The sequence below is a fragment of the Dysgonomonas termitidis genome (assembly GCF_054657735.1).
This window is the reverse complement of record NZ_BAAHYD010000002.1, coordinates 3,748,166-3,771,943: the sequence shown is the minus strand read 5'-3', so window position 1 is coordinate 3,771,943 and position 23,778 is coordinate 3,748,166. Positions and strand designations below refer to the sequence as shown.

The 23,778-nt window shown below is 39.8% G+C and carries 16 protein-coding genes; 11 read left to right on the top strand and 5 right to left on the bottom strand.

Annotation, left to right across the window (positions count from 1 at the left end; genetic code table 11):
• The first annotated feature begins 209 nt into the window (after positions 1-209).
• From ACYQ3L_RS19790 to ACYQ3L_RS19780, 3 genes are read left to right on the top strand one after another with little or no spacing between them, the layout of a single operon-like run.
• On the top strand, positions 210-3,380 hold the full coding sequence (locus ACYQ3L_RS19790) for a SusC/RagA family TonB-linked outer membrane protein (protein WP_380000090.1): 3,171 nt from the start codon (positions 210-212) through the stop codon (positions 3,378-3,380).
• A 12-nt stretch (positions 3,381-3,392) separates the two neighbouring features.
• The gene (locus ACYQ3L_RS19785) at positions 3,393-5,360 is read left to right on the top strand and encodes a RagB/SusD family nutrient uptake outer membrane protein (protein ID WP_380000092.1); all 1,968 of its coding nucleotides are present in this window, start codon (positions 3,393-3,395) and stop codon (positions 5,358-5,360) included.
• 19 nt (positions 5,361-5,379) lie between these two features.
• Complete coding sequence (locus tag ACYQ3L_RS19780) at positions 5,380-6,141, top strand: DUF3823 domain-containing protein (protein ID WP_380000095.1); 762 nt, start codon at positions 5,380-5,382, stop codon at positions 6,139-6,141.
• Positions 6,142-6,215: 74 nt separating this feature from the next.
• Here ACYQ3L_RS19780 and ACYQ3L_RS19775 read toward each other — a convergent pair whose 3' ends face one another.
• A complete protein-coding gene (locus ACYQ3L_RS19775; RefSeq protein ID WP_380000097.1) occupies positions 6,216-7,787 on the bottom strand; it encodes a sulfatase family protein in 1,572 nt (523 codons plus the stop codon).
• Positions 7,788-8,031: 244 nt separating this feature from the next.
• On the opposite strand from ACYQ3L_RS19775, the gene ACYQ3L_RS19770 reads away from it, so the two are divergent.
• Positions 8,032-9,255, top strand: coding sequence for an IS4 family transposase (locus ACYQ3L_RS19770; protein WP_459952373.1), 1,224 nt, complete (start codon positions 8,032-8,034; stop codon positions 9,253-9,255).
• An 80-nt stretch (positions 9,256-9,335) separates the two neighbouring features.
• Here the strand turns inward: ACYQ3L_RS19770 and ACYQ3L_RS19765 are convergent, their stop codons facing one another.
• A complete protein-coding gene (locus ACYQ3L_RS19765; RefSeq protein WP_379995310.1) occupies positions 9,336-10,064 on the bottom strand; it encodes a GntR family transcriptional regulator in 729 nt (242 codons plus the stop codon).
• 147 nt (positions 10,065-10,211) lie between these two features.
• Between ACYQ3L_RS19765 and ACYQ3L_RS19760 the strand changes: the two genes are divergently transcribed.
• The 7 genes from ACYQ3L_RS19760 to ACYQ3L_RS19730 all read left to right on the top strand — a co-directional run bounded on the left by ACYQ3L_RS19760 (position 10,212) and on the right by ACYQ3L_RS19730 (position 19,481).
• Positions 10,212-11,942, top strand: a complete 1,731-nt coding sequence (locus tag ACYQ3L_RS19760) for a class I mannose-6-phosphate isomerase (RefSeq protein ID WP_379995312.1) — start codon at positions 10,212-10,214, stop codon at positions 11,940-11,942.
• A gap of 18 nt (positions 11,943-11,960) precedes the next feature.
• Positions 11,961-13,121, top strand: a complete 1,161-nt coding sequence (locus ACYQ3L_RS19755) for an MFS transporter (protein ID WP_379995314.1) — start codon at positions 11,961-11,963, stop codon at positions 13,119-13,121.
• A gap of 2 nt (positions 13,122-13,123) precedes the next feature.
• A complete protein-coding gene (locus tag ACYQ3L_RS19750; RefSeq protein WP_379995316.1) occupies positions 13,124-14,221 on the top strand; it encodes an ROK family protein in 1,098 nt (365 codons plus the stop codon).
• A 399-nt stretch (positions 14,222-14,620) separates the two neighbouring features.
• Complete coding sequence (locus ACYQ3L_RS19745; protein WP_379995318.1) at positions 14,621-15,289, top strand: hypothetical protein; 669 nt, start codon at positions 14,621-14,623, stop codon at positions 15,287-15,289.
• Between the two features lie 316 nt (positions 15,290-15,605).
• Complete coding sequence (locus tag ACYQ3L_RS19740; RefSeq protein WP_379995320.1) at positions 15,606-17,954, top strand: TonB-dependent receptor; 2,349 nt, start codon at positions 15,606-15,608, stop codon at positions 17,952-17,954.
• 19 nt (positions 17,955-17,973) lie between these two features.
• Complete coding sequence (locus tag ACYQ3L_RS19735; protein ID WP_379995322.1) at positions 17,974-18,783, top strand: DUF4249 domain-containing protein; 810 nt, start codon at positions 17,974-17,976, stop codon at positions 18,781-18,783.
• A 101-nt stretch (positions 18,784-18,884) separates the two neighbouring features.
• On the top strand, positions 18,885-19,481 hold the full coding sequence (locus tag ACYQ3L_RS19730) for a nitroreductase family protein (RefSeq protein ID WP_379995324.1): 597 nt from the start codon (positions 18,885-18,887) through the stop codon (positions 19,479-19,481).
• A gap of 90 nt (positions 19,482-19,571) precedes the next feature.
• Here ACYQ3L_RS19730 and ACYQ3L_RS19725 read toward each other — a convergent pair whose 3' ends face one another.
• From ACYQ3L_RS19725 to ACYQ3L_RS19715, 3 genes are read right to left on the bottom strand one after another with little or no spacing between them, the layout of a single operon-like run.
• Positions 19,572-21,860, bottom strand: coding sequence for a tetratricopeptide repeat protein (locus ACYQ3L_RS19725; RefSeq protein ID WP_379995326.1), 2,289 nt, complete (start codon positions 21,858-21,860; stop codon positions 19,572-19,574).
• Positions 21,861-21,873: 13 nt separating this feature from the next.
• Positions 21,874-22,449: a DUF3575 domain-containing protein gene (locus tag ACYQ3L_RS19720; RefSeq protein ID WP_379995328.1), complete on the bottom strand. Its 576-nt coding sequence runs from the start codon at positions 22,447-22,449 to the stop codon at positions 21,874-21,876.
• A 58-nt stretch (positions 22,450-22,507) separates the two neighbouring features.
• Positions 22,508-23,632, bottom strand: coding sequence for a clostripain-related cysteine peptidase (locus ACYQ3L_RS19715; RefSeq protein ID WP_379995330.1), 1,125 nt, complete (start codon positions 23,630-23,632; stop codon positions 22,508-22,510).
• Positions 23,633-23,778 lie beyond the last annotated feature (146 nt).

The window sequence follows — 23,778 nt, the reverse complement described above, 5'->3', positions numbered from 1 at the left end:
CTAAAAAACAATCCATGAAAATGAAAGATTCGTTTGATGCTGCGACTTAGCAATGCTTAAGTGAAAATGAAATTTAAATTAAGGTCATAGACCTGTTTATTATTTGAGTAAGTAAAAAAAACAAGGATAAATTATGATTCGAAACTATATCATCAAATTCTATCTGTTACTTATTATTGATTTATCAAACACATTAAAAACTATGAAGTATGAAATTTAAAGTTAACTTCTTAAATCTATTTAGCCTGCTTAAAATTTGTATGTGTGCCACATTATTGCTGGCCTCTGCAAATCTTTATTCGCAGCAAAGCAAAACAGAGGTTTCAGGTGTTGTAAAAGATGCGACGAATGAGGCCATTATAGGAGCAAGCGTGGTAGAGAAAGGTACTACCAATGGTATAGCGACTGATGTAGACGGGAGTTTTTCGATAAAGGTAAATCCAAATTCTACATTGGTAATATCTTCTATCGGATATGTAACGCAGGAAATAAAAGTGGGGAATCAAACCTCCCTCGCTTCCCTTAATATTGTGTTGGTAGCAGACAGCAGGATTATGGACGAAGTAGTGGTAGTAGGATATGGCGTACAAAAGAAAGCTACATTGACAGGTGCGGTTTCTGCCATTAAAAATGAAGAGATTATCACTACCAAAAATGAAAGTGTGCAGAATATGCTTACCGGTAAAGTCGCGGGCTTGCGTGTGGTTCAGAATTCATCGGAACCAGGCCAGTTCAGTGGCTCAATGGATATAAGGGGCCTGGGAACCCCGCTGATAGTTATCGATGGAGTACCGCGCGGTAATATGGCGCGTTTGGATGCAGAGGATATCGAGAGTATTTCCGTACTTAAAGATGCTTCGGCCGCTATCTACGGTGTCAACTCGGCCAATGGCGTGATTTTGGTTACAACCAAAAGAGGTGAAAAAGGGAAGGTCAACCTTAGTTATTCAGGAAATATGTCCTGGCAGATGCCTACAAACTTTCCGGATCTGGCAAATGCCGTAGACTGGATGACCTTATTCAACGAGCGCACAATGCACAATGTAGACGGTCCCAACCGTCCTTATACAGATGAGCAGATCGATGCTTACCGCAATGGCACAATGCAGAGCACCGATTGGAAAAAAGAGGTTCTTCGCAGCAGTGCGCCTCAGACTATGCATACATTAAGTGCTACGGGTGGAACAGAAGCTTTGAACTATTATGCAAGCATTGGATATCAGACTCAGGAGAGTTTCTTGAAGACAAATGCTATTAATTATGAAAAATATACTATTCGTAGTAATATTTCTTCTCAGATTACAAAAAATCTCCGGTTCGACCTCAATCTGGCCGGATTACTCGATGAGCGGCAATCGTCAGTATATGGTTCCAGTGATATAATACGTGGCATGTGGCTTATGCAACCGATGGATAAAGTATACTACAATGAAGAGGAAGGTCAATACTGGCAACCGACCAATGGCGGTCTGCAAAATCCGGTAACTATGATGAACAAGGATATGACAGGTGCTAATTCATACAAAAGTAAATGGTTCCAGTCAAATGCTTCGCTAAGATATGATATGCCGTTCGTTAAAGGCTTGTATGTGAAAGGTATGTATAGCTACGATTATACATTGAATGACAATAAAGAATTCATGAAAGCTTATAAACTTTACGACTCGGGCGGCGCGGCCAAGACATGGAATGCTCAGAGTGATGCGCCTAACAGGGTAGCCCGTTATTTTTATGGTAAAGATGGTACCCTGTGGAATGTTCAGCTCGGTTTTGACAGGCAATTTGGCAAGCATAATGTATCGGCAATGGCACTCTATGAAAATACACATAGAGAAGGAGATAATTTTTATGGAAACAGGCAGCTTCTATTGCCGTTGGATCAACTATTTACCGGTATAACAGACAAAATGCAGATCAATCAGTCTACAGCCGCTTCATCTCTTTACGATTACGCGTATAATGCCTATGTAGGCCGTGTTAAGTATGACTTTGCCGGGAAATATCTGGCCGAATTTACGTTAAGACATGAATCTTCATCAAGATTTCCGGATAATTCCCGTTGGGCAACAACTCCGGCGGTTATGGCAGCTTGGCGTATATCGGAAGAGGGGTTCTTTAAGAAATCGCCGCTTAAATTCATTGATAATCTGAAATTACGCGGATCTTACGGTAGAATGCTTGATGATGCTTCAACAAATGACTATAATTTCCTGACCGGATATTACTATCCATCTTCGGGCGGCAATAGTGCAGGTTTACCTTCCGGTTATGTTTTCGATGGATCATTTGTTAATAGTTCCAACAATAAGGGATTGGCGAATACAGCCATTACCTGGTATAAATCCGATATGCTGAATGTCGGTCTGGACATGGATGCGTGGAACGGTCTTTTTGGACTAACTGCCGAGTATTTTCAGAGAAAACGTACAGGTTTATTAGCAACCCGGGCACAATCGATTCCGGGGATAGTCGGTGCTGCTCAACCGCAGGAAAATCTTAACAGTGACCTTACGAGAGGCTTTGAATTGGAACTCAGCCACCGCAACAGAATAGGTGATTTTGAGTATCAGGTGAAAGGTAATATGTCATTTACCCGTGTGAAAACAATTTATTACGAACAATCGAAGCGAGGCAACTCATATCTGAACTGGCGCCAAAATAACAACGACCGCTACAATAATATATGGTGGGGATATGGAGGAGACGGACGTATCACCAGCTGGGATCAGATATATCATAACCCTGTTTACATCGGCCGTGGTACAACTATGGGAGATTATCAATATCAGGACTGGAATGGCGACGGACAAATAAATGACCTGGATGTATATCCGCTTGCGATGAACGGTATGACACCGCTTATCTATTACGGAATCACTATATCTGCATCCTGGAAAGGAATAGATCTTACTATGCTTTGGCAAGGCGGAGGTAAACGTTATGTCGCTCCAAGACAGTTCTTATATCAACCTTTGTGGGCAGACACAAATGCTCTTACTCAGTTTTTGGATCGCTGGCGTCCGTCAGACCCGGCAGCAAGTCCTTACGATCCTGCTACAGAATGGATAAGCGGATATTATGCCTATACAGGTACAAGCCCTAATTATAATTCTGAATTTAATATTCAAAATGGGGCATATTTAAGGCTAAAGAATATCGAATTAGGATATACACTTCCGAAGAAATGGCTTTCAACTTTGAATATACAGAATGTAAGGGTGTATGTTAGTTCATATAATCTACTGACATTTACAAAATTAAAGTATATCGATCCTGAATTTTTTACAAATCCTGACGAGAGTAAGGGAGGATTAGGTGATTATGGATATAGTTACCCGCTCAACAAAACTGTAACAGTAGGTATGAATGTAAAATTCTAAACATTTAATATTATGAAACAAATAAAATATATTTTATTACTTTGTCTGGGCCTTTTCATGGCATGTACAGATTTGGATATCCCGCCTAAGAATATAATCGGGGACCCGGATATATTCGGTACTACAGAGGGTACGATGAGTTATATTGCCCGGATGTATAGCACGCTTCCTATGGAAGATTTCCGGTACAATTATGAAAAAAGCGGCCTGTTCAATAATACTGATACAAAATATAAGCAACAATCGTGCCTGACCGGTGAAGCTCTGGGACGTGATACTAAAGGGGCAGAAGGCGAACATGCAAGCTATTGGGATAATGCTTATTCGGCAATCCGTGATGCGAACTTATTTATAGAGACTCTGCCCAAATACGCTTCGGCACATACCCAGGCCAACTATAATACTTATCTGGCTGAGGCTTACTTTATAAGAGCATTCCTATACTATTCACTTGTTAAGCGTTATGGAGGTGTGCCTAAGGTGGATCATGTAATCGATTATCCGGCGAGTGTCGATGTTGAGGGTACTAAGCTTTTCCGCGATTCGGAAGAGGCCATATGGGATCTTATTGCGTCTGATCTGGATTATGCAATAAATAATTTGCCTAAAACGAATCAGAAAGGACGTGCAAACAGATATGTAGCCGCTGCATTCAAATCACGCACAATGCTTCATGCAGGATCTATAGCCAAGTATAATACTATCAGTGAAGTATATAATGGCGTCAGAATATGCGGGATACCGTCTGCCCGTGCAAATGATTATTTCAAAGCTGCTTACGAAGCCAGTAAAATACTTGATGAAACAACGGCCTATGGCCTGTATGAAGCAGAATGGGTTGATGGAAATAAGACTGCGCAAGCAACTAATTTTACTAATATATTCCTTAAAGATACGAAGGAGAATATATTTGTGAGGTATTATAAAAATCCGGAATCGGTGCATGGTTTCGATGACTCGACACAACCGATGCAGACATCTTCGGGAGGTAATAATTCGGAAATTTGCCCGACTTTAGACTTTGTTGAAATGTTTGACGGTATAGATAAGGATACTAATGGAAAATTGAAAAATCTGGATGCCAACGGTAAGTATGTACTGTATAATTCACCGCTTGACGCTTTCGCAAATTGTGAACCCCGTCTGAGAGGAACAGTAATACTCCCTATGGATCAGTTCATGGGTAAGATGATAGATTTACGTCGCGGAATCTGGACAGGGACTGTAGGAACAGGTATTGGCCGGCTTATGCCCGAGGGAAGTGTCACCGATTATAACGTAGTATATGGAGAATCAAGTAATCTGAAGCTTTCCAGCGATTTCTCTTTCAATAATCAGGCTGCTAATGCTATCTTGCTGAAAGATGGTGTGAGTAAGATGAAGAGAGCAGGAGAAAGCGGTATTGTATCGGGATGGGATTTTGGAAATATCAGTGGTTTCTATCTTCGCAAATATTTGAATCCGAACCAAACAGATAATAATGGCAATAAGTCGAGCCAGAGTTGGATTGAAATCCGCTATGCGGAAGTATTGCTTAACAGGGCAGAAGCTGCTAACGAGCTATTTCTCGCAGGTGTAAGTACAGCGTCCACAGGAGAGAGCTATCGCGAAGAAGCATTTCGTTGTATCAATCTTATAAGAAGACGTGCAGGTGCGACTTTGCTGGCAAGCTCCGCTACGTTAAGTGATATTAATGTTGTACGGACAGAAAGACGAAAAGAGCTTGCTTTCGAACATAAAACTTATTGGGATTTGAAACGTTGGAGAGTCATATATGATGAACAAACCAACAGGCGCTACAGAGTTTTATATGCCTTTTATTCCACCGATGCTGAAAAATATTTTCTGGATTCAAGATTCATGGAATCAAAAGCCGGAAATAACTATATTTTTAATTTTGATACTAAGAATTATTATCAGCAAATACCTACAGGTGAGATAACTAAAAATCCGAACTGTAAGCAAAATCCAGGTTATTAATAACAAAAATATTGATGATATGAGAAATACTATAATATATATTGCTTTGTCTCTATTGATGTTCTTGGGAATGGCATCGTGCGCTGATGACAATTATCCCGAGCCTAAAGAGACATTCAGAGGTAAGTTTGTCGAAAAAGGAACAAATAAGCCTTTCCAGACAGCTATTGGGAATACCGGTGTGCGCATCAGGATGATGGAGTATAGCTGGAGCGATACACCGCAACCGTATGACTTTAACTGTAAAATGGATGGTACATTCAATAATACCAAGGTATTCAAAGGTGAATATGGGATTACACCATCCGGTGCATTCGTCCCGCTACCTGAAGAAAAAATGACCATTAGCGGTACAGTGGAAAAAACGTATGAGGTGGAACCTATCCTTCGTATAGAATGGGATGGCGAACCGGTTGTAAATGCGGACAGAACTGTAACCGTCAAGGTAAAAGTTACATACGGATCTAATAACGCGACATATCAGAAACCTTTGGTTGAAGGATGGCTGTTTATTAGCGAGACCGACTATGTGGGAGATTTCAGCTATAGTCCTAATTATTCGGTTAAATGCGATCCCGCCAAAATGGGGGTGGGAGCATCTGAAATTTTAGGACCTAACGGAACTACTTTTACAATAAATACTTCGTCGGCATCAAAGTCTTTCCCGGACTATGCACGAAAATATTTTATCAGATTCGGGGTACGCACTTCCGTTACGTTTGATGCAACAAACCGCTATAATTATACAGAGGTAAAAGAAGTTTCCATACCTGCCCGTTAATACGAATTAATAAACTATTAAAAGAAAGCAGCAAGACCCAGTCTTGCTGCTTTCTTTTTACATTCACCATGATACTATTCTGTGACTTTCAGTTCTCTTCTTTTCTGTTCGAGAAGTATGTGAAGCCGTTCTTTTACTTTTGTATATTTTTTATCGTTATAAATGTTGATGATTTCTGTCGGATCTTTTTTCAGATCATATAGTTCCCAACTGTCGATATCCTTGTCCTTTAGTTCTCCTTTGCCGTACCAATGTATAAGTTTATACCTTTTGTCCCGTATTCCGTAATGCTTGCGTGTCATTCCCACAGCGGGATAATCATAGAATTGATAATAGAGATTATCTCTCCATTTATCAGAAGTTCCGGTCAATAATGGTATCAGTGATTCTCCGGCCATATCATCGGGTTTATTAACTCCGGCGGCATCCAGAAGGGTTGGCGCATAATCTATATTTTGAACAAGTTCTGTACATTCTGCCCCTTTTTTTGCTCCCGGTAAAGCGATAATAAGCGGTGTCCTGAAAGCTTCCTCATACATGAAGCGCTTATCATAGAGTCCATGCTCCCCCAGATAGAAACCCTGATCGGAAGTATATACAATAATAGTGTTTTCCATAAGGTTGTTATTTTCCAGATAGTCGAGTAACCTGCCAACCTGAACATCCACACTTTTTATGGTGCGGCAATAGTCTTTGATATATCGTTGGTATTTCCACCGGACTAGTTCTTTACCCTGCGGCCTGTTAGCCAGAAAATCCTTATTCTTCTTATCATATGATTCATTCCATACTCTGAGTTGCTCAGGTGTTAATGTACTTATAGCCATATCGAAACTCGATTTGATATAATCCAGTGTAGGTTCGTTTTGAAGTTGGGATACCTTCAGGTCGAAGGCATATCCGAGATGGCTGGCAACAGATAGTTCGTGTGTTTTCATCTGTTCGCCTCTGGTACTATAATCATCGAATAAAGTAGCCGGTTCGGGAAATTCAATGTCTTCATACAAATCGAGGTATTGCAGGTCGGGCATCCAGTTTCGGTGAGGAGCTTTGTGGTGAACCAATACACAGAACGGTTTGCTTTTGTCGCGGAATATAAGCCAGTTTAAGGCATCATCAGTTACTAGATCGGTTGCATAACCCTCTTCACGTATATATTTGCCATCCGACTGTGGTGTTCTGAATCTTGGATTATAATATTCACCCTGATCGTCGAATATCTTATATGTATCAAATCCTTTGGGCTGAGCACTGAGGTGCCATTTGCCGAATAATGCTGTCTGATAGCCTGCATCCTGCAGATACTCCACAAAGAATTTTTTGTCAGGCTTTAATCCGTAGCCGAGGTGTGTTTGCCCATGTTGGTGGCTATACATCCCTGTCAATAAGGTTGCTCTGCTGGGAGTAGAAATTGAGTTTTCTACAAATGCATTATTAAAGAGCATCCCGTTTTGTGCTATCCGATCCAGATTGGGAGTAGGAGCAAGCTTCGAAATAGGGTGGCCGTATGCGCTTAATGCCTGGAAAGCATGATCGTCGGTCATGATAAACAGAATATTCATCGGTTTTTTTGTACCTTGGGCAATGACTTCGTTGCATATGCACGCAGAGATACCAAGTAATGCATATAAAGGTGAATTTTTCATGATATATTAAATTATTTTTTAGTAAATACTATATGTATGTACATATACAAATGTATTAATTATTTATTTAATATATCAAGGAAAGCCGGAGAAACTATAATAAAGAAAGCCTTCTGAGAAGACAGGAGTGGTCGGAAGAAATATCTTCCGACTATTTTTTTATATAATCATTTGATATTAAGCTGATTATGTTTGTTTTTATCACATAGTTTTATTATCTTTAAGTATTGATAATCATATATTTATGGCAATATTTAAAGATCATAGGATTGGAATAAATCAACTATTGGGAGTTATTCCAGAGGCACTTTTAAGTCATTTATCCGAAAATACAAAAGTTGACTATTATTCAAAAGTTCTGCATGGCAAGAAATTGTTTTACCTTTTGATGTATGGCATTTTAGAGAATGACAGATTAAGTCAGCGAACCTTAGAGGATACCTTTAATGATCCAGTCTTCAAGATGCTTTTTAACTTAGACAAATCAGAGAGTGTTCGCCGAAGTTCCATATCAGAACGGCTTTCTAAGATTGATGCGGACTTCTTCAAACAAATATATGAATGTATTTATGAACAATTCTCAGCAGCCTATTCATCGACAGAAAAAGAGGAATATAATCTGATACGAGTTGATTCTTCAATGGTAAGTGAAGCTTGTAGCAAACTCTTAGAAGAAGGTATTGACCATAAAAACGGAAAGAAGTCAGTTAAGTATAGCATTGCTTTTGATGGCATTTTACCTTGTGATGTTAAGATATTTACAGACTCCAAATACTCTGGCGAAGAAACAGCTTTACCTGAGGTTATAAGAAGTCATGTGAAACAAGAAACCGGACATCACAATATTTACATTTTGGACAGAGGATTGCAGTCAGCTAGAACCATGAAAGATTTTTCCGGAGAATCTATCCCTTTTATAATAAGAGCAAAAGAGAATCGAAAACATGTTGAACTAAAATCCTTGAAAAGCGATGATATTGATCTAGACTTGGGTAGTTTGATGCTTTTGAAAGATAGTGAAGTTTATTTATATACCGGTAAGCCTATTAATAATAAACGAGGTAATATCCATTACAAAGAAGAGCTGGTAGAAGTACCTTTTCGCTTAATTGTAGCACAAAGCAAAGATGATCCTGATAAAGAATTTTGGTTTATCACCAATGTGCTTAACTTATCAGCCAAAGATATTACGGACGCTTACAGGCGAAGGTGGGATATCGAAGTATTCTTCCGATTTATAAAGCAGGAACTAAATGTGAGTACTCTTGTGTCACTCAATAAAAATGGAATAAAAGTTATCCTATATATGACTTTGATTGTGGCTATACTTATCTTGATATATAAACAGGCTAATAAACTTGGATATAAAACTGCTAAAAGAAGATTTTCCATGGAATTGAGAAACCTGATTATATCTATGATTGTTGTGCAGTGTGGTGGTGATCCTTCTATTTTCTTCAAAACGTAGAAAACAAAAAGTGATCGGAATTTCTTCCGACCACTCCTGTCTGAGAAGAAGGCTTTTTATTTTAAGGTTGTTATGGGGATTTATCTTTGGGCTTCCAGCGTATATGTAAAACTGTCGGCTCTGTAATAGCCGATGTTGTATTCTATTGGCACATCGTTGATATCATATACAAAACGTTTTCGGATGAGTATAGGGTCGTTGGGGGATATTTCCAGCTTATCGGCTATAAAGTCTCCGGCTAATCTGGCGCAGATCTCTTCTTTGGATGTTTTGACAACTATATTGTAATTATGTTCTAACAATTCGTATAAAGGAATATTGAAGTTTTCTTCTCCGGTGAGAGGTATATTGGGATTGAAATAAGATATGAAATACACGAATGGGTATTCTTCGCTTCCGCGAACCCGTTCAAGTTTCAGGCAACGTGTGTCCACTTCCACATTGAAGAAATCGGCCACTTCCTTATATACTTTCTGGGTTCCGATGAAGAGTTCGAAGTTCTTAATCTTTATCCCCAGCATTTTCATTTCCTGGGAGAAGCTCAGCCAGTTTTTTATACCACCGACAAAGCCTTTGCGCGCGACTTTGGTGCCATATCCTTTTCTGCGTACGAGCAGTCCTTCAAATACAAGTTTGTTGATCGCCTGTCGTAGTGTGTTTCGGGATATATTAAATTGTTTGGACAATTCAATTTCTTTGGGCAGAAGCTTCCCGTTTTTGTATTCTTCTTCATCTATCAACCTGCGAAGAAATTCCTCTGCTTGCAGGTGGAGCGGCTTTGAACTTTCACGATTAACTTCTATTTTCATAGCTTATTATTTATTGAATTGTTTAACTGTTATACAAAATAACACAAAAAAATATTGGTAAACAAAAAAAGATGCATATATTTGCACAATGATATATATGTATGAACATAATATATTTTTTGAATAATGTTTAATAAATAATATACTATGAGGAAGCCTAATTATGACAAATATCCTGCAACAAAGACTAAAGGGACTATTATAGAGGGATGGAGTGATATTTTACAGTCATTAAAAGATATGTTAAGTTCATGTTCTACTATCTGTATAGATATGTATGTAGGTGTTCACGAAGAAGAAGTAATATCACATGTTAATAATATAGAACCTGACCTGATATTTAATACAAGGGATTTGTTTAAGTCTGAAAAGGAGATTCGGAAAATGACAGAACGGTTTATGACCGATGATGTCCTGTTCGGCTATGTTACCAATCTGTCAATGATAGACTATTTCGATGTGAAGAAATTGACCGAAGCCCGGGATCAGATAAAAAAATGTAAAGGTACTGTCATTGTCATCGGTAGCGGGGCGTCACTTGTTGTTCCGGATTCAGCTTGTGTTATATATATTGATATGGCGCGATGGGAGATCCAGCAGCGATTCCGTTCACGCAGTATTATGGCTTTGGGGTTGGACGACAGAGATGAAGCCATTTCTTTGCAGCATAAACGCGGATATTTTAACGATTGGAAAATATGTGACGCGCATAAGAACACCTTATATAACAAGGTTTCGTATTGGATGGACACTCACGTTAAAGAGCAACCGAAAATGATAGACAGGGAGACTTTCTTCAATGGTATTGAAGCAACAATAAAGAAGCCTTTCCGGGTAGTTCCGTTCTTTGATCCGGCGCCATGGGGCGGCCAGTGGATGAGAGAGACATTCGATCTGGATAAGGGAAATGTGAATTATGGGTGGTGTTTCGATTGTGTCCCCGAAGAGAATAGCCTGTTTCTGGATGTTAACGGTACTGTCTTCGAAATGCCTTCTGTAAATTTGGTATTGCTCAAAAGCCGTGAATTATTAGGAGAACCTGTCGAATCCCGTTTTGGAAAGGAGTTTCCTATCCGGTTCGATTTTCTGGACACTGTACAGGGTGGAAGCCTGAGCCTTCAGGTGCATCCGACAACACAGTTTGTACACGAATCCTTTGGCATACATTATACACAGGACGAGAGTTACTACATGGTTGATGCCAAAGAAGATGCTGTTGTATATCTCGGACTGAAAACAGGGATAGACAAGGACGAAATGATTCGCGATCTGGAAAAGGCTGAAAAAGGTGAGATCGTATTCGATGCAGACAAGTACGCAAATAAGATCCCTGCCAAGAAACACGACCACTTCCTGATACCGGGTGGAACCGTACATTGTTCCGGACCACAGGGGGTTGTGCTCGAAATCAGTTCTACTCCCAATCTGTTTACATTCAAACTCTGGGACTGGGAGCGATTGGGGCTTGACGGGAAGCCTCGCCCGATAAATGTGCAAAGGGGGAAAAAAGTAATTGACTGGACAAGGGATACGGAATATACACACAAGAATCTGGTGAATGTATGTTCTACTGTATCTGAAGGCGATGGGTGGCTGGAAGAGAAAACAGGATTGCACCCGAACGAATTTATTGAGACAAGAAGATTCCGCTTTTCGAAAAAGACATCTCATAAAACCAATAATAGCGTAAATGTATTGAACCTTGTAGAAGGTGAGGAAGTTATAATAGAAGACCCTAAAGGGGTGTTCGAACCTTTTGTTGTACATTATGCGGAAACATTTATAATACCGGCGGCTTTGGAAGAATATACAATTACCCCTACCGGAAAATCCGTGGGGCAGGAATGTATTGTAATAAAAGCATATGTGCGGTTTTAACAATATCGAGCTAAACTTATGACTGAAAATAAATCAAATACCATTAAAATACTTATACCCATCCTGTTCAGCTTCTTTGTGATGGGAATGGTGGATATAGTCGGACTTTCGACTAATTACCTGAAAAAGGACTTCTCCCTCGATGAACTCACATCCAGTATTATACCTATGATGGTATTTTTCTGGTTTGCGATATTTTCAATACCGACGGGATTGTTAATGAACCGGATAGGACGGAAGAAAACCGTATTACTGGCTATTCTGATCGAATGTATTTCATTGATATTACCTTTTTTCTTCTACGATTTCTACGTGGTGATTTTCTCATTCGCCCTTTTGGGGATTGGAAATACCATACTGCAAGTTTCCCTGAATCCTTTGGTAGCAAGTATTGTACATGACAGCAAGCTCGCGGGGACTCTGACTTTCGGGCAGTTCATCAAGGCTGTATCTTCTTTCGTAGGGCCTATTATAGCCAGTATGGCTGTGAAGAACTACGGGGACTGGAAACTTATTCTGCCTGTGTTTGCCATAACATCGCTTATCTCATTTGTCTGGTTATATTCTGTTCCCATCAGGAGGGAAGAAAATGTGGATACAAAACAGGCTTCTTTTGGGAATACATTAGGATTACTGAAAGACAGCCTTATCTTACAGATGTTTCTGGGTATTCTGTTAATAGTGGGTATTGATGTCTGTATGAATGTAAATACTCCCCAATTGCTGGAGCAAAGGCTCGGTTTTACTACTGACGATGCTACATTGGGTTCCAGTCTTTATTTCGGAGCAAGAACATTCGGCGCGTTCTTAGGATCGGTTCTTCTCCTGAAGATTAATCCGTCCAGGTTTATGAAAACCAATATGCTGATTGCCATACCGGCATTTCTTATGTTAATGTTTTTATCAGACAAATGGTTGTTGTTTGCTGCTGTATTTATAATCGGCCTGACATGTGCCAATGTGTTTTCCATCATATTTTCAGTTGCTATGCAATACCGTCCGCAAAAGGCGAATGAAATATCATCATTGATGATAATGGGCGTTGCCGGAGGTGCTGTAGTGACGCCGTTAGTAGGAGTTGTGGCGAAACATTTCGGCCTCGGCATCAGTTTCGGTGTTTTATTGCTAAGTGCAGCTTATATCTATATATTATCGCTTAAATTTGAGAAAAAATCATAATTATGTATATTAACGATCAACGGATAGTATTGACACTCGATGCCGGGGGGACAAATTTTGTATTCTCAGCTGTTCAGGCATATAAGGAAGTTGGGGAGCATCTGGTTCTGCCTGCTGTCTCCGACGATTTGGATAAATGCCTGGAAGTGCTGGTGCATGGCTTTGAAACTATTAAGGCCGGCCTGGAAGCCGAACCTGTGGCGATAAGCTTTGCGTTTCCGGGGCCTGCCGATTATAAGAATGGGATAATAGGAGACTTACCCAACTTTAGTGCTTTTCGCAATGGGGTCGCGTTAGGCCCGTATCTTCACAATAAATTTAAAATCCCGGTATATATCAACAACGATGGAAATTTGTTTGCGTATGGTGAAGCCTTGCACGGAGCATTACCGATGGTTAACTACTGGCTGGGGAATGCCGGGAATCCGAAACGTTATTCAAACTTATTAGGTGTAACATTAGGAACAGGTTTTGGCGCGGGAGTAGTTATAAATAAAGTGCTCCTTACCGGAGATAACGGGTGTGGCGCCGATGTCTGGATAATGAAAAACAAAAAATACCCGGAATATATCGTTGAAGAAAGTGTAAGCATACGCGCCGTCAAAAGGGTTTATCAGGAATTATCGGGGCAGGATAGTACGGGTCTTACACCTAAAGATATATATGACATAGCAGAAGGGAATATCTCCGGCAACCGCGAAGCAGCTATCAGGAGTTTCGAGGAGATGGGTGAAATGATAGGTGATGTGATGACATATGCACTCACTATTGTAGACGGTATCCTTGTTATCGGCGGTGGACTCACAGGGGCTTCGAAATATATACTTAATGGTATAATGAAAGAATTGCAGGGAAACGTAAGGATGTTCGGTGGAGCTTCTTTCTCTAAAACACAGATGGATATATATAATCTGATGGATGAAGGGGATAGAAGTCGATTTTTACAAAACGAAGACGTACAGATAAAAGTTCCCGGAAGCGACGAATTTGTTCATTATAATAGATCGAAAAAGACAGGAGTGATTATTTCGCATATAGGGACCAGTGAAGCAGTTATGTATGGAGCTTATGCATACGCGTTGCAGCAATTGGATAATTAAAATTTAAGTAAAAAGAGATAGGGTTTAGGTTTCCGGTTTGTTTAAAGAGATATACCATGATGTGTTACAACTGTCATGGTATATTTATTTTATCTGTATGTGTTAATTTTTTATTAAGATTCATTATAAGCGACTTATATGCAGTAGTATTGGGAGAGGCCGGCCGGGATTTCTTATATTCAGCTAATATCAGTTTATAACAGATATTTCTTCAATCAGATTAATTATTCATACCTTTGGCCCTGTAAAACGAGTGAACCTCTGCTCCCGCGCGATCGCATCGCGTGAGGGCAGAAGGTGGAAGGAGCAGAGGAATCTTCCTTAAATCCGCTAATTACATCTAAAATGTTAAAATTCTGTATAAATAGAAATCCCGTTTATCTATATAAATAAACGATTATGGCAAAGTACAATGCAGATTTGACAGAAAAGATTGTAAACCTGATTGAAGAGGAGTTTTTTACTGTATCGCAGGTATGCAAGGCGGTAAACATCAGCAGGGAGACCTTTTACAGCTGGATGAATACCAGAGACGATTTTCGTAGCGAAGTGGAACAGGCGGTAGCACGCCGTGAAGCCGAACTGATGACGATGGTGCATGCGTCGCTGAAAAAGAAGCTCGAAGGTTATTACACAACGGTAGAAAAAGATATTTATGTCCCCGGTGAATATACAGGTGAACTTGTCTTTAAGCAAAAGACAATTACCAAAAAAGAATGCCCGCCCGACCTGAGGACAATAAAGATGTTACTGGACAGACAGGATAAAAGCCCCACCCGGCTTCCCCGGAGGGAAGAGAAAGCAGCTGAGGGATGCGCAATGAAGAATGAATCCGGGCCCTTGGATAAAACAGAAGAAACAGATAATGGTATGGAACAAAAAGCGATAGAAGAAATATTGGAAACCTGTGCCGAGGCAATCACCGGGTATCCTCCGAAAAACGAACATATAGAAAGGGATATGAAAATACTGACTTCTTCCCAAAAAAGGAAAGCCGAACATAAAAGGAAGAAAGATAAGGCCCTGCTGGCAGTTATAAGTGATGAGTTTTTAAGTAATAAGTGCTAACGCGCCACGACTGTTAACTGATGACTGCTAACTGTTAACTGACAAAAGTGTCAGATGTGTCAGGTTTTAACAAAAACAGATACAAGTAGACGAGTAAACCAGTAGACAAGTTTTAATCTTGTATCTCGTATCTCGTTTACTTGTCAAATGATCTCTGTTTTCTGTTTCTTGCTGAAAGCGAAAATTTAACAGATAATTCTTAATTATTCATCGGGAAATAAAATTAATTCATCGATTTATCGTTGTCTATAGATGAATGAAGAGGTAATTTTAACCTATGAAGTAATTTAGGTACTAATATTAAACTAATTAACGTATGACACTACATTTTAACTCAACCCAAAGGGTGAGATTTATATTTTTCTCCGGGTTGATTTTATTCTTTTTATTTTCAAACTTCACAAATGCCCAGACTTATAAAATAAAAGGAGTAGTTTATGATTCACGGACGAAAGAATCGCTGATCGGAGTTCCTATAATCGTGAAAAATAATCAGGGGCGGGGTGTTGCTTCCGACGAGAAAGGAGACTATACATTGACTCTTCCCAAAGGTAATTATACATTACAGATAGAGTACATAGGTTACGAGAAAAAGGAAATTGAAATTTCTCTCTCTAAAGATATGCGTCAGGAGATAGAACTCAAGCAATCTGCTATCGGGTTGAAAGAGATCGTTGTCTCGGGCGAACGTGCCGACGCCAACGTTTCATCACCTCAGACAGGTGTGGAGCGGCTCGAAATAGAGAAGATAAATAAATTGCCTGTATTATTGGGGGAACGCGACATTATTAAAACGATCCAGCTTACACCCGGAGTGCAGGGGGCAGGAGAAGGAAGTTCCGGCTTTTATGTACGGGGAGGTAGTGCCGACCAGAATATGATACTGCTGGATAATGTACCTTTATATAATGCATCGCATTTGATGGGATTCTTTTCAACGTTTAATTCTGATGTGCTTCGCGATGTAACTTTATATAAAGGTGCCATGCCATCTCCATATGGGGAGCGTCTGGCTTCGGTACTCGATGTGCAGCAACGTAACGGGGACAATCAGGATTATCATGTATCGGGAGGTATCGGGCTTATTTCGTCCAAGCTGAATGTTGAAGGCCCCATCCAAAAAGGTAAGTCATCATTCCTCATTGGTGCCAGACGCACCTACGCCGATGCTATGGCCCGTTTGTCGGGTGCTAAAGACGCTCAGAATGCTTATCTCTATTTTTATGACCTGAATGCCAAAGTGCATTTTAGTTTATCGGATAAAGACCAGCTTTCTTTTTCCGGATATCTGGGACGGGATAAAATGGTGCTGAAAGATGCTGCTGAAATCAACTGGGGCAATATGTTCGGTAATCTGAAATGGAACAGGGTTATCAATAGCAAATGGAACTCGGGTACATCGGTGTTTTACAATCAGTACAATTACTATTTCGGAATGGAAATAGGGATGGATATGAATGGTAGGGCAAAGATAAAAGATTACGGAGTAAGGCAGGAGTTTATCTTTCAGCCCAATAAAAACAGCCTGTGGAAAATGGGGTTAAGTTCGACCTATCATGATATAGGCCCCGGTGATTATGAACTGAATGCCGAGCAAAATAATTCATTGAACCTGCTTCACCGTTATTCTTCGGAGAATGCAATATATGCCTCTAATGAAATTAAGTTGTCTGATAAACTGGAAATTATCTATGGTTTGCGTCTGTCTGCATTCATGGCGTTAGGAAAAGGTGAATTTTATAACCTGGATGAAGAAAATAATGTGACCGACAGTGTGTGGTATAAAGGCGGTAAAGTAGTTAAGACTTATGTGAATCTCGAGCCCCGCCTATCGGCTGCGTATAAACTCAACAAAGTATCATCTGTAAAGGCTGCTTATGCACGTACAGTCCAGAATATGCATTTGCTGACTTACGCGGCACAGGGTACACCGTTCGACCGTTGGACATCGAGTTCGAATAATATTAAGCCGCAGGTCGCCGACCAGGTTTCCATAGGCTATTTCCGTAATTTTTCTAATAATATGTTCGAATTTAGTGTAGAGACTTATTATAAAGATATGCGGAACCAGATAGATTATAAAGATAATGCTAACTTTCAGACATATAATGCGGTAGAGACTGAGCTGCTATATGGTAAAGGGCGCGCTTACGGTCTTGAACTGATGTTTAAAAAGAAATTGGGACGTCTGACCGGATGGGTCGGTTATACACTATCCAAATCGGAGAAAAAGATTGATGGAATAAATGAAGATAAATGGTATAATGCTTATCAGGACAGGACACATGACCTCTCTATCGTGGGAGTTTACGAACTGAACCGCAAGTGGACGCTGTCTGCCGCGTGGGTATATTATACAGGTAACGCGATTACTTACCCGAGTGGTAAATATCAGATAAACGGAAAAGATGTGATGTATTACGCCGAAAGAAACGGTTACCGTATGCCGGACTATCACCGTCTGGATCTGGGGGCGACCTGCCTGTTGAAAAAGACCTCGAAATTCGAATCGGAGCTGGCATTCAGCCTTTATAACGCTTATGGAAGAGAAAATGCTTATATGATTCGTTTCCGTACCAATAATGACGATACAAGCAAGACATCGGCCTATCAGTATTCATTATTCAGATTCGTTCCTTCAATTACATGGAATTTTAAGTTTTAACTCCAATTAATAAGATATTATGACCAATATATTCAAAATATGTAAATTGACGGCTGCAATAGTATTATTAATCTTTACAGCCTATTCCTGCGAAAAAGAAATTGATGTGGATCTCCGTACGGTACCTCCGCGTATAGTAATTGAAGGGATGGTCCCGCAAAATACACTGGCGATGGTACGCGTAAGCCAAACATTGGATTTTGGCGATAATAGCGGTTATCCGTTCCTGAAAGGCGCTATTGTCAAAATATCGGACGATGCCGGGAATTCGGATATACTGGAGCAGGATAATACCGGATGGTATGTAGCCCAGAAAATGAAGGGGGAAGAAGGGCGGACATACAGCCTGTATGTGAATTATGAAGGTAAAGAATATACAGCTGTATCGAGGATGCCGAAGCAGGTGAAATTAGATTCGCTCACAATAACTAAGATTTTGGCAATGGATTATGGTCTACCGATGGTGCATTTCACAGACCCGGTTGGGAAAGAGAATGAGTATTACCGTTGCCTGGTGTACATAAATGGTAAGCAGCGGGCAGATGTCGGTGAGATTGTGATAAACACTGAAAATACCGATGGTAGCGATATGCACATGCCGCTCACGGTATTTTCTGCGAATGAAGATGTCGATCCTATCCAGCAGAATGACGAGTTGTTGATTGAATTTCAGAGTGTGGATAAGCCGTCTTATACGTTTTTCGAAAATCTGAGTCAGGCTGAAAATTCCCTGAACAATCCTACAACAAATATCAAAGGGGGAGCTTTGGGTATCTTTAGCGCATACTCTTACGACCGGAAGTCTATCATAGCAAAATGGGAGGAGTAATTAGCTATATATTATCCGATTAGAAAATAGTTAAAAAAATAATTTATATATTGTCGGTGGTTTTGTGGAACCACCGGCTTTATTAATTCAATAAAATAAATATGAAAAGTAAATCTGTATTACTCTGTACATTTATAACAGTTATGCTATTTTCAGGTTGTAACGGATCGGATAATGACAAAATTTCAAAGAAGGAGACGATACTTTCTGTTATACATGGAAGAAAGAGTGTCCGAAGCTTTATAAAGGACAGGCCTGTATCGAACGAAGATATTCAAACGCTTATTAGATCCGGAATGGCTGCGCCTTCGGGTAAAGATACACGTCCGTGGGAATTTGTTGTTATAAACGAAAGGGATATTCTGGACAGGCTGGCCGAAGAGCTGCCGACAGCTAAAATGCTTTCCCAGGCTCCTGTGGCTATTGTAGTCTGTGGTGATACAACGAAATCCTCTTACTGGTATCTGGATTGTTCCGCTGCGACACAAAATATTTTGCTGACAGCTGAAGCCTTGGGTCTAGGTGCTGTATGGACGGCTGCTTATCCTTATCCGGACCGGATGGGAACTGTGAGTAGAAATATAAAATTACCTTCTCAAATATTACCATTGGTGGTCATCCCGGTAGGCTATCCGAGGGGACCGCAAAGTGTGAAGGATAAATATGATGAGAAAAAGATACATATGAATAAATGGTAGTATATTTTGGCGGTTACACAAAAAACTCTCTAATTTAAATGCTTAGAGAGTTTTTGTTTCTGTATTTCCTGTCGCCTTCAACAACCGGACCTAAATAGCAGCGTCAGCTTCTATCTTATCCAATTTAGGTTTTAGTTTATATGTATTTATCAGGTTTTTGGTTTCCATATCCCGTGGCGCCCTGTATATTTTGGAATTATCAAGTTCACAGGCTTTTAATAAGTATTCTACAGCTAAGTCTTTCTTATTCAGCCGGTAACAAACTATGGCTAAAAGATAGTTTACATTGGCTGTCTGTTCCAACTGTACCAGCAGGTTGTAGGCTCTGTCATTATACCCCATACTGGTAAAACACAATGCTGTATTGTAATCCGGATAGTTGGCTAATATTTCCAGAGCTTCCCAGTATTGGCGGTTTTTCAGTAAGCGTAAGCCCTCATAATATTCACTTCGGAATTCGCTTTGTATAGAATCTGTGGAAACCATTCCCGGGCGGCTCATATTGAATGCTAATTCCACTTTATGCAGTTTAGGATAAATAGAATCATGTATGATTCTATAGTCTTCTTTATATTGCTTTTTGATTTCTTCTTCGCAGGCATCGGGGAATGTCGCATTGGAGATCATATGTAATATCTCGCCTTTGTGTTCAATATCATCTCTTTTTTGGAGAAGTCTTACTAATCCGTTCCAGTCTTCTCCGATATATCGTACTTTGAAGACATTTTCTATATCCATGCCGGCTCCGTATGTTCTTCTCAGATGGTCTTTGATCGCGTCTGCACGCTGTTTACTGAGGTATGCGTTATTGTCGAAAGATCCGTCAAGAGCAGTAGAGGCAGTCATTACCACACTATCCATATCCAAGCCTTTCTCCTTCGTGAAAACATTGTAAGTGTTGATGAGGGTATCGATCTGCATCCTGTTATTTTCGTGCCGCACGTTGAATACGGCTTTCCCTGTGGCAAATTTAGGATAAATGGTCAAAAGGCTGTACATATTCCGATACAGCTTGGTTTTCTTTACTGTTAACGTTGTATCTATCAGCTGGTCTATAGATGATATAAGGTAGGTAAGCGTATCCATTCCGGGGAAGGTGTATCCGCTTTCATCTATTGCGCGTGCATGCCCTTTCATCGTGATGCGGATTTTTTTCAGTCCCGCAGTTACCGGATATTCATGATTGTAGAGATATACAAAGTCAGAACCGGGATCAGCTATACTGTCGAGCTTCACATCTTTACGGATTTCGTAAGGGATCAGTTCTCGGAATTTATAGTTTTTGAGACTGTCCTTCATTTCATTCTCTATAATCTTATTATAGAAATAGCGGTGTTTTGAGATGTCTACAGAATCATTTTCGCTTACGGCATGGCTTTTAATATCTTCGACGGTATGTCCTTCTGTATGCATTTCTTTAAATTTCCGGGGTACTGATTTTTCTTTGATCTCCCGCTTTAACCTGTATTGAGGTAGTAGTCCTGCCCGTTTTTCAAATTTTTTATTGAAGCTTGCACTAATACCGGTAGTATCTTTATCTGTAGCCAGGTTCTTTACTTTAAGGAATTCTGCTTCCCTCTGGTACTTATGCCACAAAGCCAGGCGATTGGCTTCCTGTTTAGCATTGAATGTCATATAACGGTCATCCATCATCTTTTTCCATTTCTGGTAATCCATCATATCATTCCATTCCGATTTATAGAGGCCGAGATAAAGGCTCTGACGGTCAAATATATCCTGGGCGATACCCTTCCTGTCAAGAAATACGCTGTCATAATCCTTTTTGTCCACGATAGATGCCAGATATTCACCATAAGCTTCATAACCGCTTTGTTGCTTATTGTAGAACTCTTCACCTTTTATGATTAAATCTTTTAAAGGTACTACAGAATCATTATGCAGTAATTGGGGGCTGAGTGTAATGCTCCAGTTTGATGAAATTAATTCTTTAGGAACCCGTACAAGGAAATTTACCGATACACGGCCATCCCGTTCAGGAGTGAAGCTGGAACGGGAAGTTACCACCACTTCATTTAGACGGTAGACGGTATTTGCATCCAGCTTATTAGTGGTGCTATACGTCGTCTCATTACTTTTCCCATCTTCTTTATTTGTATAATTAACGATCTCGGAAAGCATACCTCCCGAAGAAAAAGAATCCCCGATCTCATCTCCTGGCGGCAATTCGAGTTTCACATTCTTATATTGCATATAAAGTGCTTCTGTCATTATTTTTTCCGAACGGCACGACATTACGGCCAATGAAATAGAACCGACAGTCAATATGCTGTAAGTTATAGACTTTAAGGATCTTATTGCATGTTTTCTGCTCTTTTCCTCAACGTTATTTTCTGTTCTTTTACAATCTTCTCTTTTCATAAATCCTTTTATATCAGAATAAATAAACCAAACTTATAGCAGCCTTATTTGGGGACAGAAAGAATCCTGACCCTTCATCTATTTTTTCCCCGCATTTTATGCAGGGATATTTATCATAACTTGAATATACACCACCTATGCCTAACTCGAACTCCAGGTTCCACCGCCTTTGAATGGGTTTTGAAAACCCGAACGATATTCCTCCTCCATAACCCATTCCGTCGTAGCGGTAATCACTGCCGAATAGCCCGCCGATGTTGTACCTGCTGATAATTGCGTTGAAACCTATAAAATAACTATAACTGTAGGTCTCATTGAACCAGTAGCGTGTGCCAGGCAGGAATGTCAGATTTTTCATCTTCTTGTTATCTGGAAATGTCCAAGGATTATATTGCGCATGTAAATGAAGTGTCCATTGGTTACTGACAACAGCCGAACCTTCTATATTCAGCGTGGTGGTCGCTAAGCCCAGCAAATCTGTCTTAACGGAGTAGAATTGGGCGCTTGCTTTGTTTATAGTGCCTAATAGCAGTATCGTTCCCAACAACACGATTTTTAACTCTCGTGTATTTAACAACCTCTTTATCATTTTATCTCTTATATTTTGGGTTTTCCTTACATTTTCCGGCATATTTACCTTTAGCTGATCAATTTTCTGAAATTTTTTTGTACCATCTCAGTTTCTGATATTCTGTATTTAGATATGGAAACTGTTCCTGTTGGATATAGGTGGTCAATCCCGAGTGTTTTTTTATCTCAAAACCGTTATATCCATCCATGAATGCCGGAGTGGCTGCTTTATAGATAATACAGGAATTAATAGCTTTTGATAGTTCCTGTTTTTGTATATCGGTTTGCAGATATGATGAAAAATAATCTTCAAAATCGAAAAATAAATGATATGAATATCTGTCGAAATGCTGGATTGCATTTAAATCGACCGTCCTATTTATATCATAACTCTTTTTTACAGTATTGGCGAGTGCGTCCAATTCAGAGGTTTTTATTATACTCAGCGTTGCGGAATTGAGAAATCCCGATTGCGAGTTGAAATAATTAAATGCCGATTGTGCAAATCCTTTCAGGTTGACAGGAGACTCATACAGATAGCTTATGGCAGACTGTTTATAAATCCCGGTAAATCCCGGGGAGACTATTTCGGCAGACGAAGCAAGTATATAATCGGTTTTATCTTTGAGTTCGTATGCAACTTCAATACCGGACATAAAGCAGGCTTCGAAGATTATAAAATCGAAGGAGTTGTCGGGAATAGCATTAACGAAATTTGCCAGGTCCATTTCCTGCTTATTATCCATTAGTACCGATTTGGGGCTTTTCAATGTTTCCTGAGGCAACCATCCTGAAGCATGTGAAAATAAGATCAAGCCATATGACGGTGCCGGATACATTGTTTTGACTTCTTTTATAACACGATTAAAAACTTTGCTGTCAGCAGAATTCTCCTCTTCATATGTGTGTATAACTTCTTTTATAGGGTTTCCTTCACGGCATGTGCATATTTCTATCAACTGCGGAGATGCATCAGACGGATCGCTGTAAATCAAAAGCTTACCTTCGATATTTTTATTCCAACCCTGACGGATAGCTTCTGTTTTCTCGTAGACTTCGTCAGACAGGCTGTTGTCCCCTCCAAGATAAATGAGTATTACCCTGTTTACGGGGGGAATATCTTCATCATATATACAGGAAACGGATAGTATCGCTGTTAATATAATTATGGTTGTTTTGAATATTTTTCTGCCGATAGTCATTAATATTATTTTTTAGAAGAGATTAATTTCTTTTTTAATAAATCCTGCGAATCTCCCGACTCACAGGATTTCAGACTTTACAAAACTACACATATCTTCAACTTCGGTGTTTCCGATATGTGGATGAAGACAAATTTTTATGATCC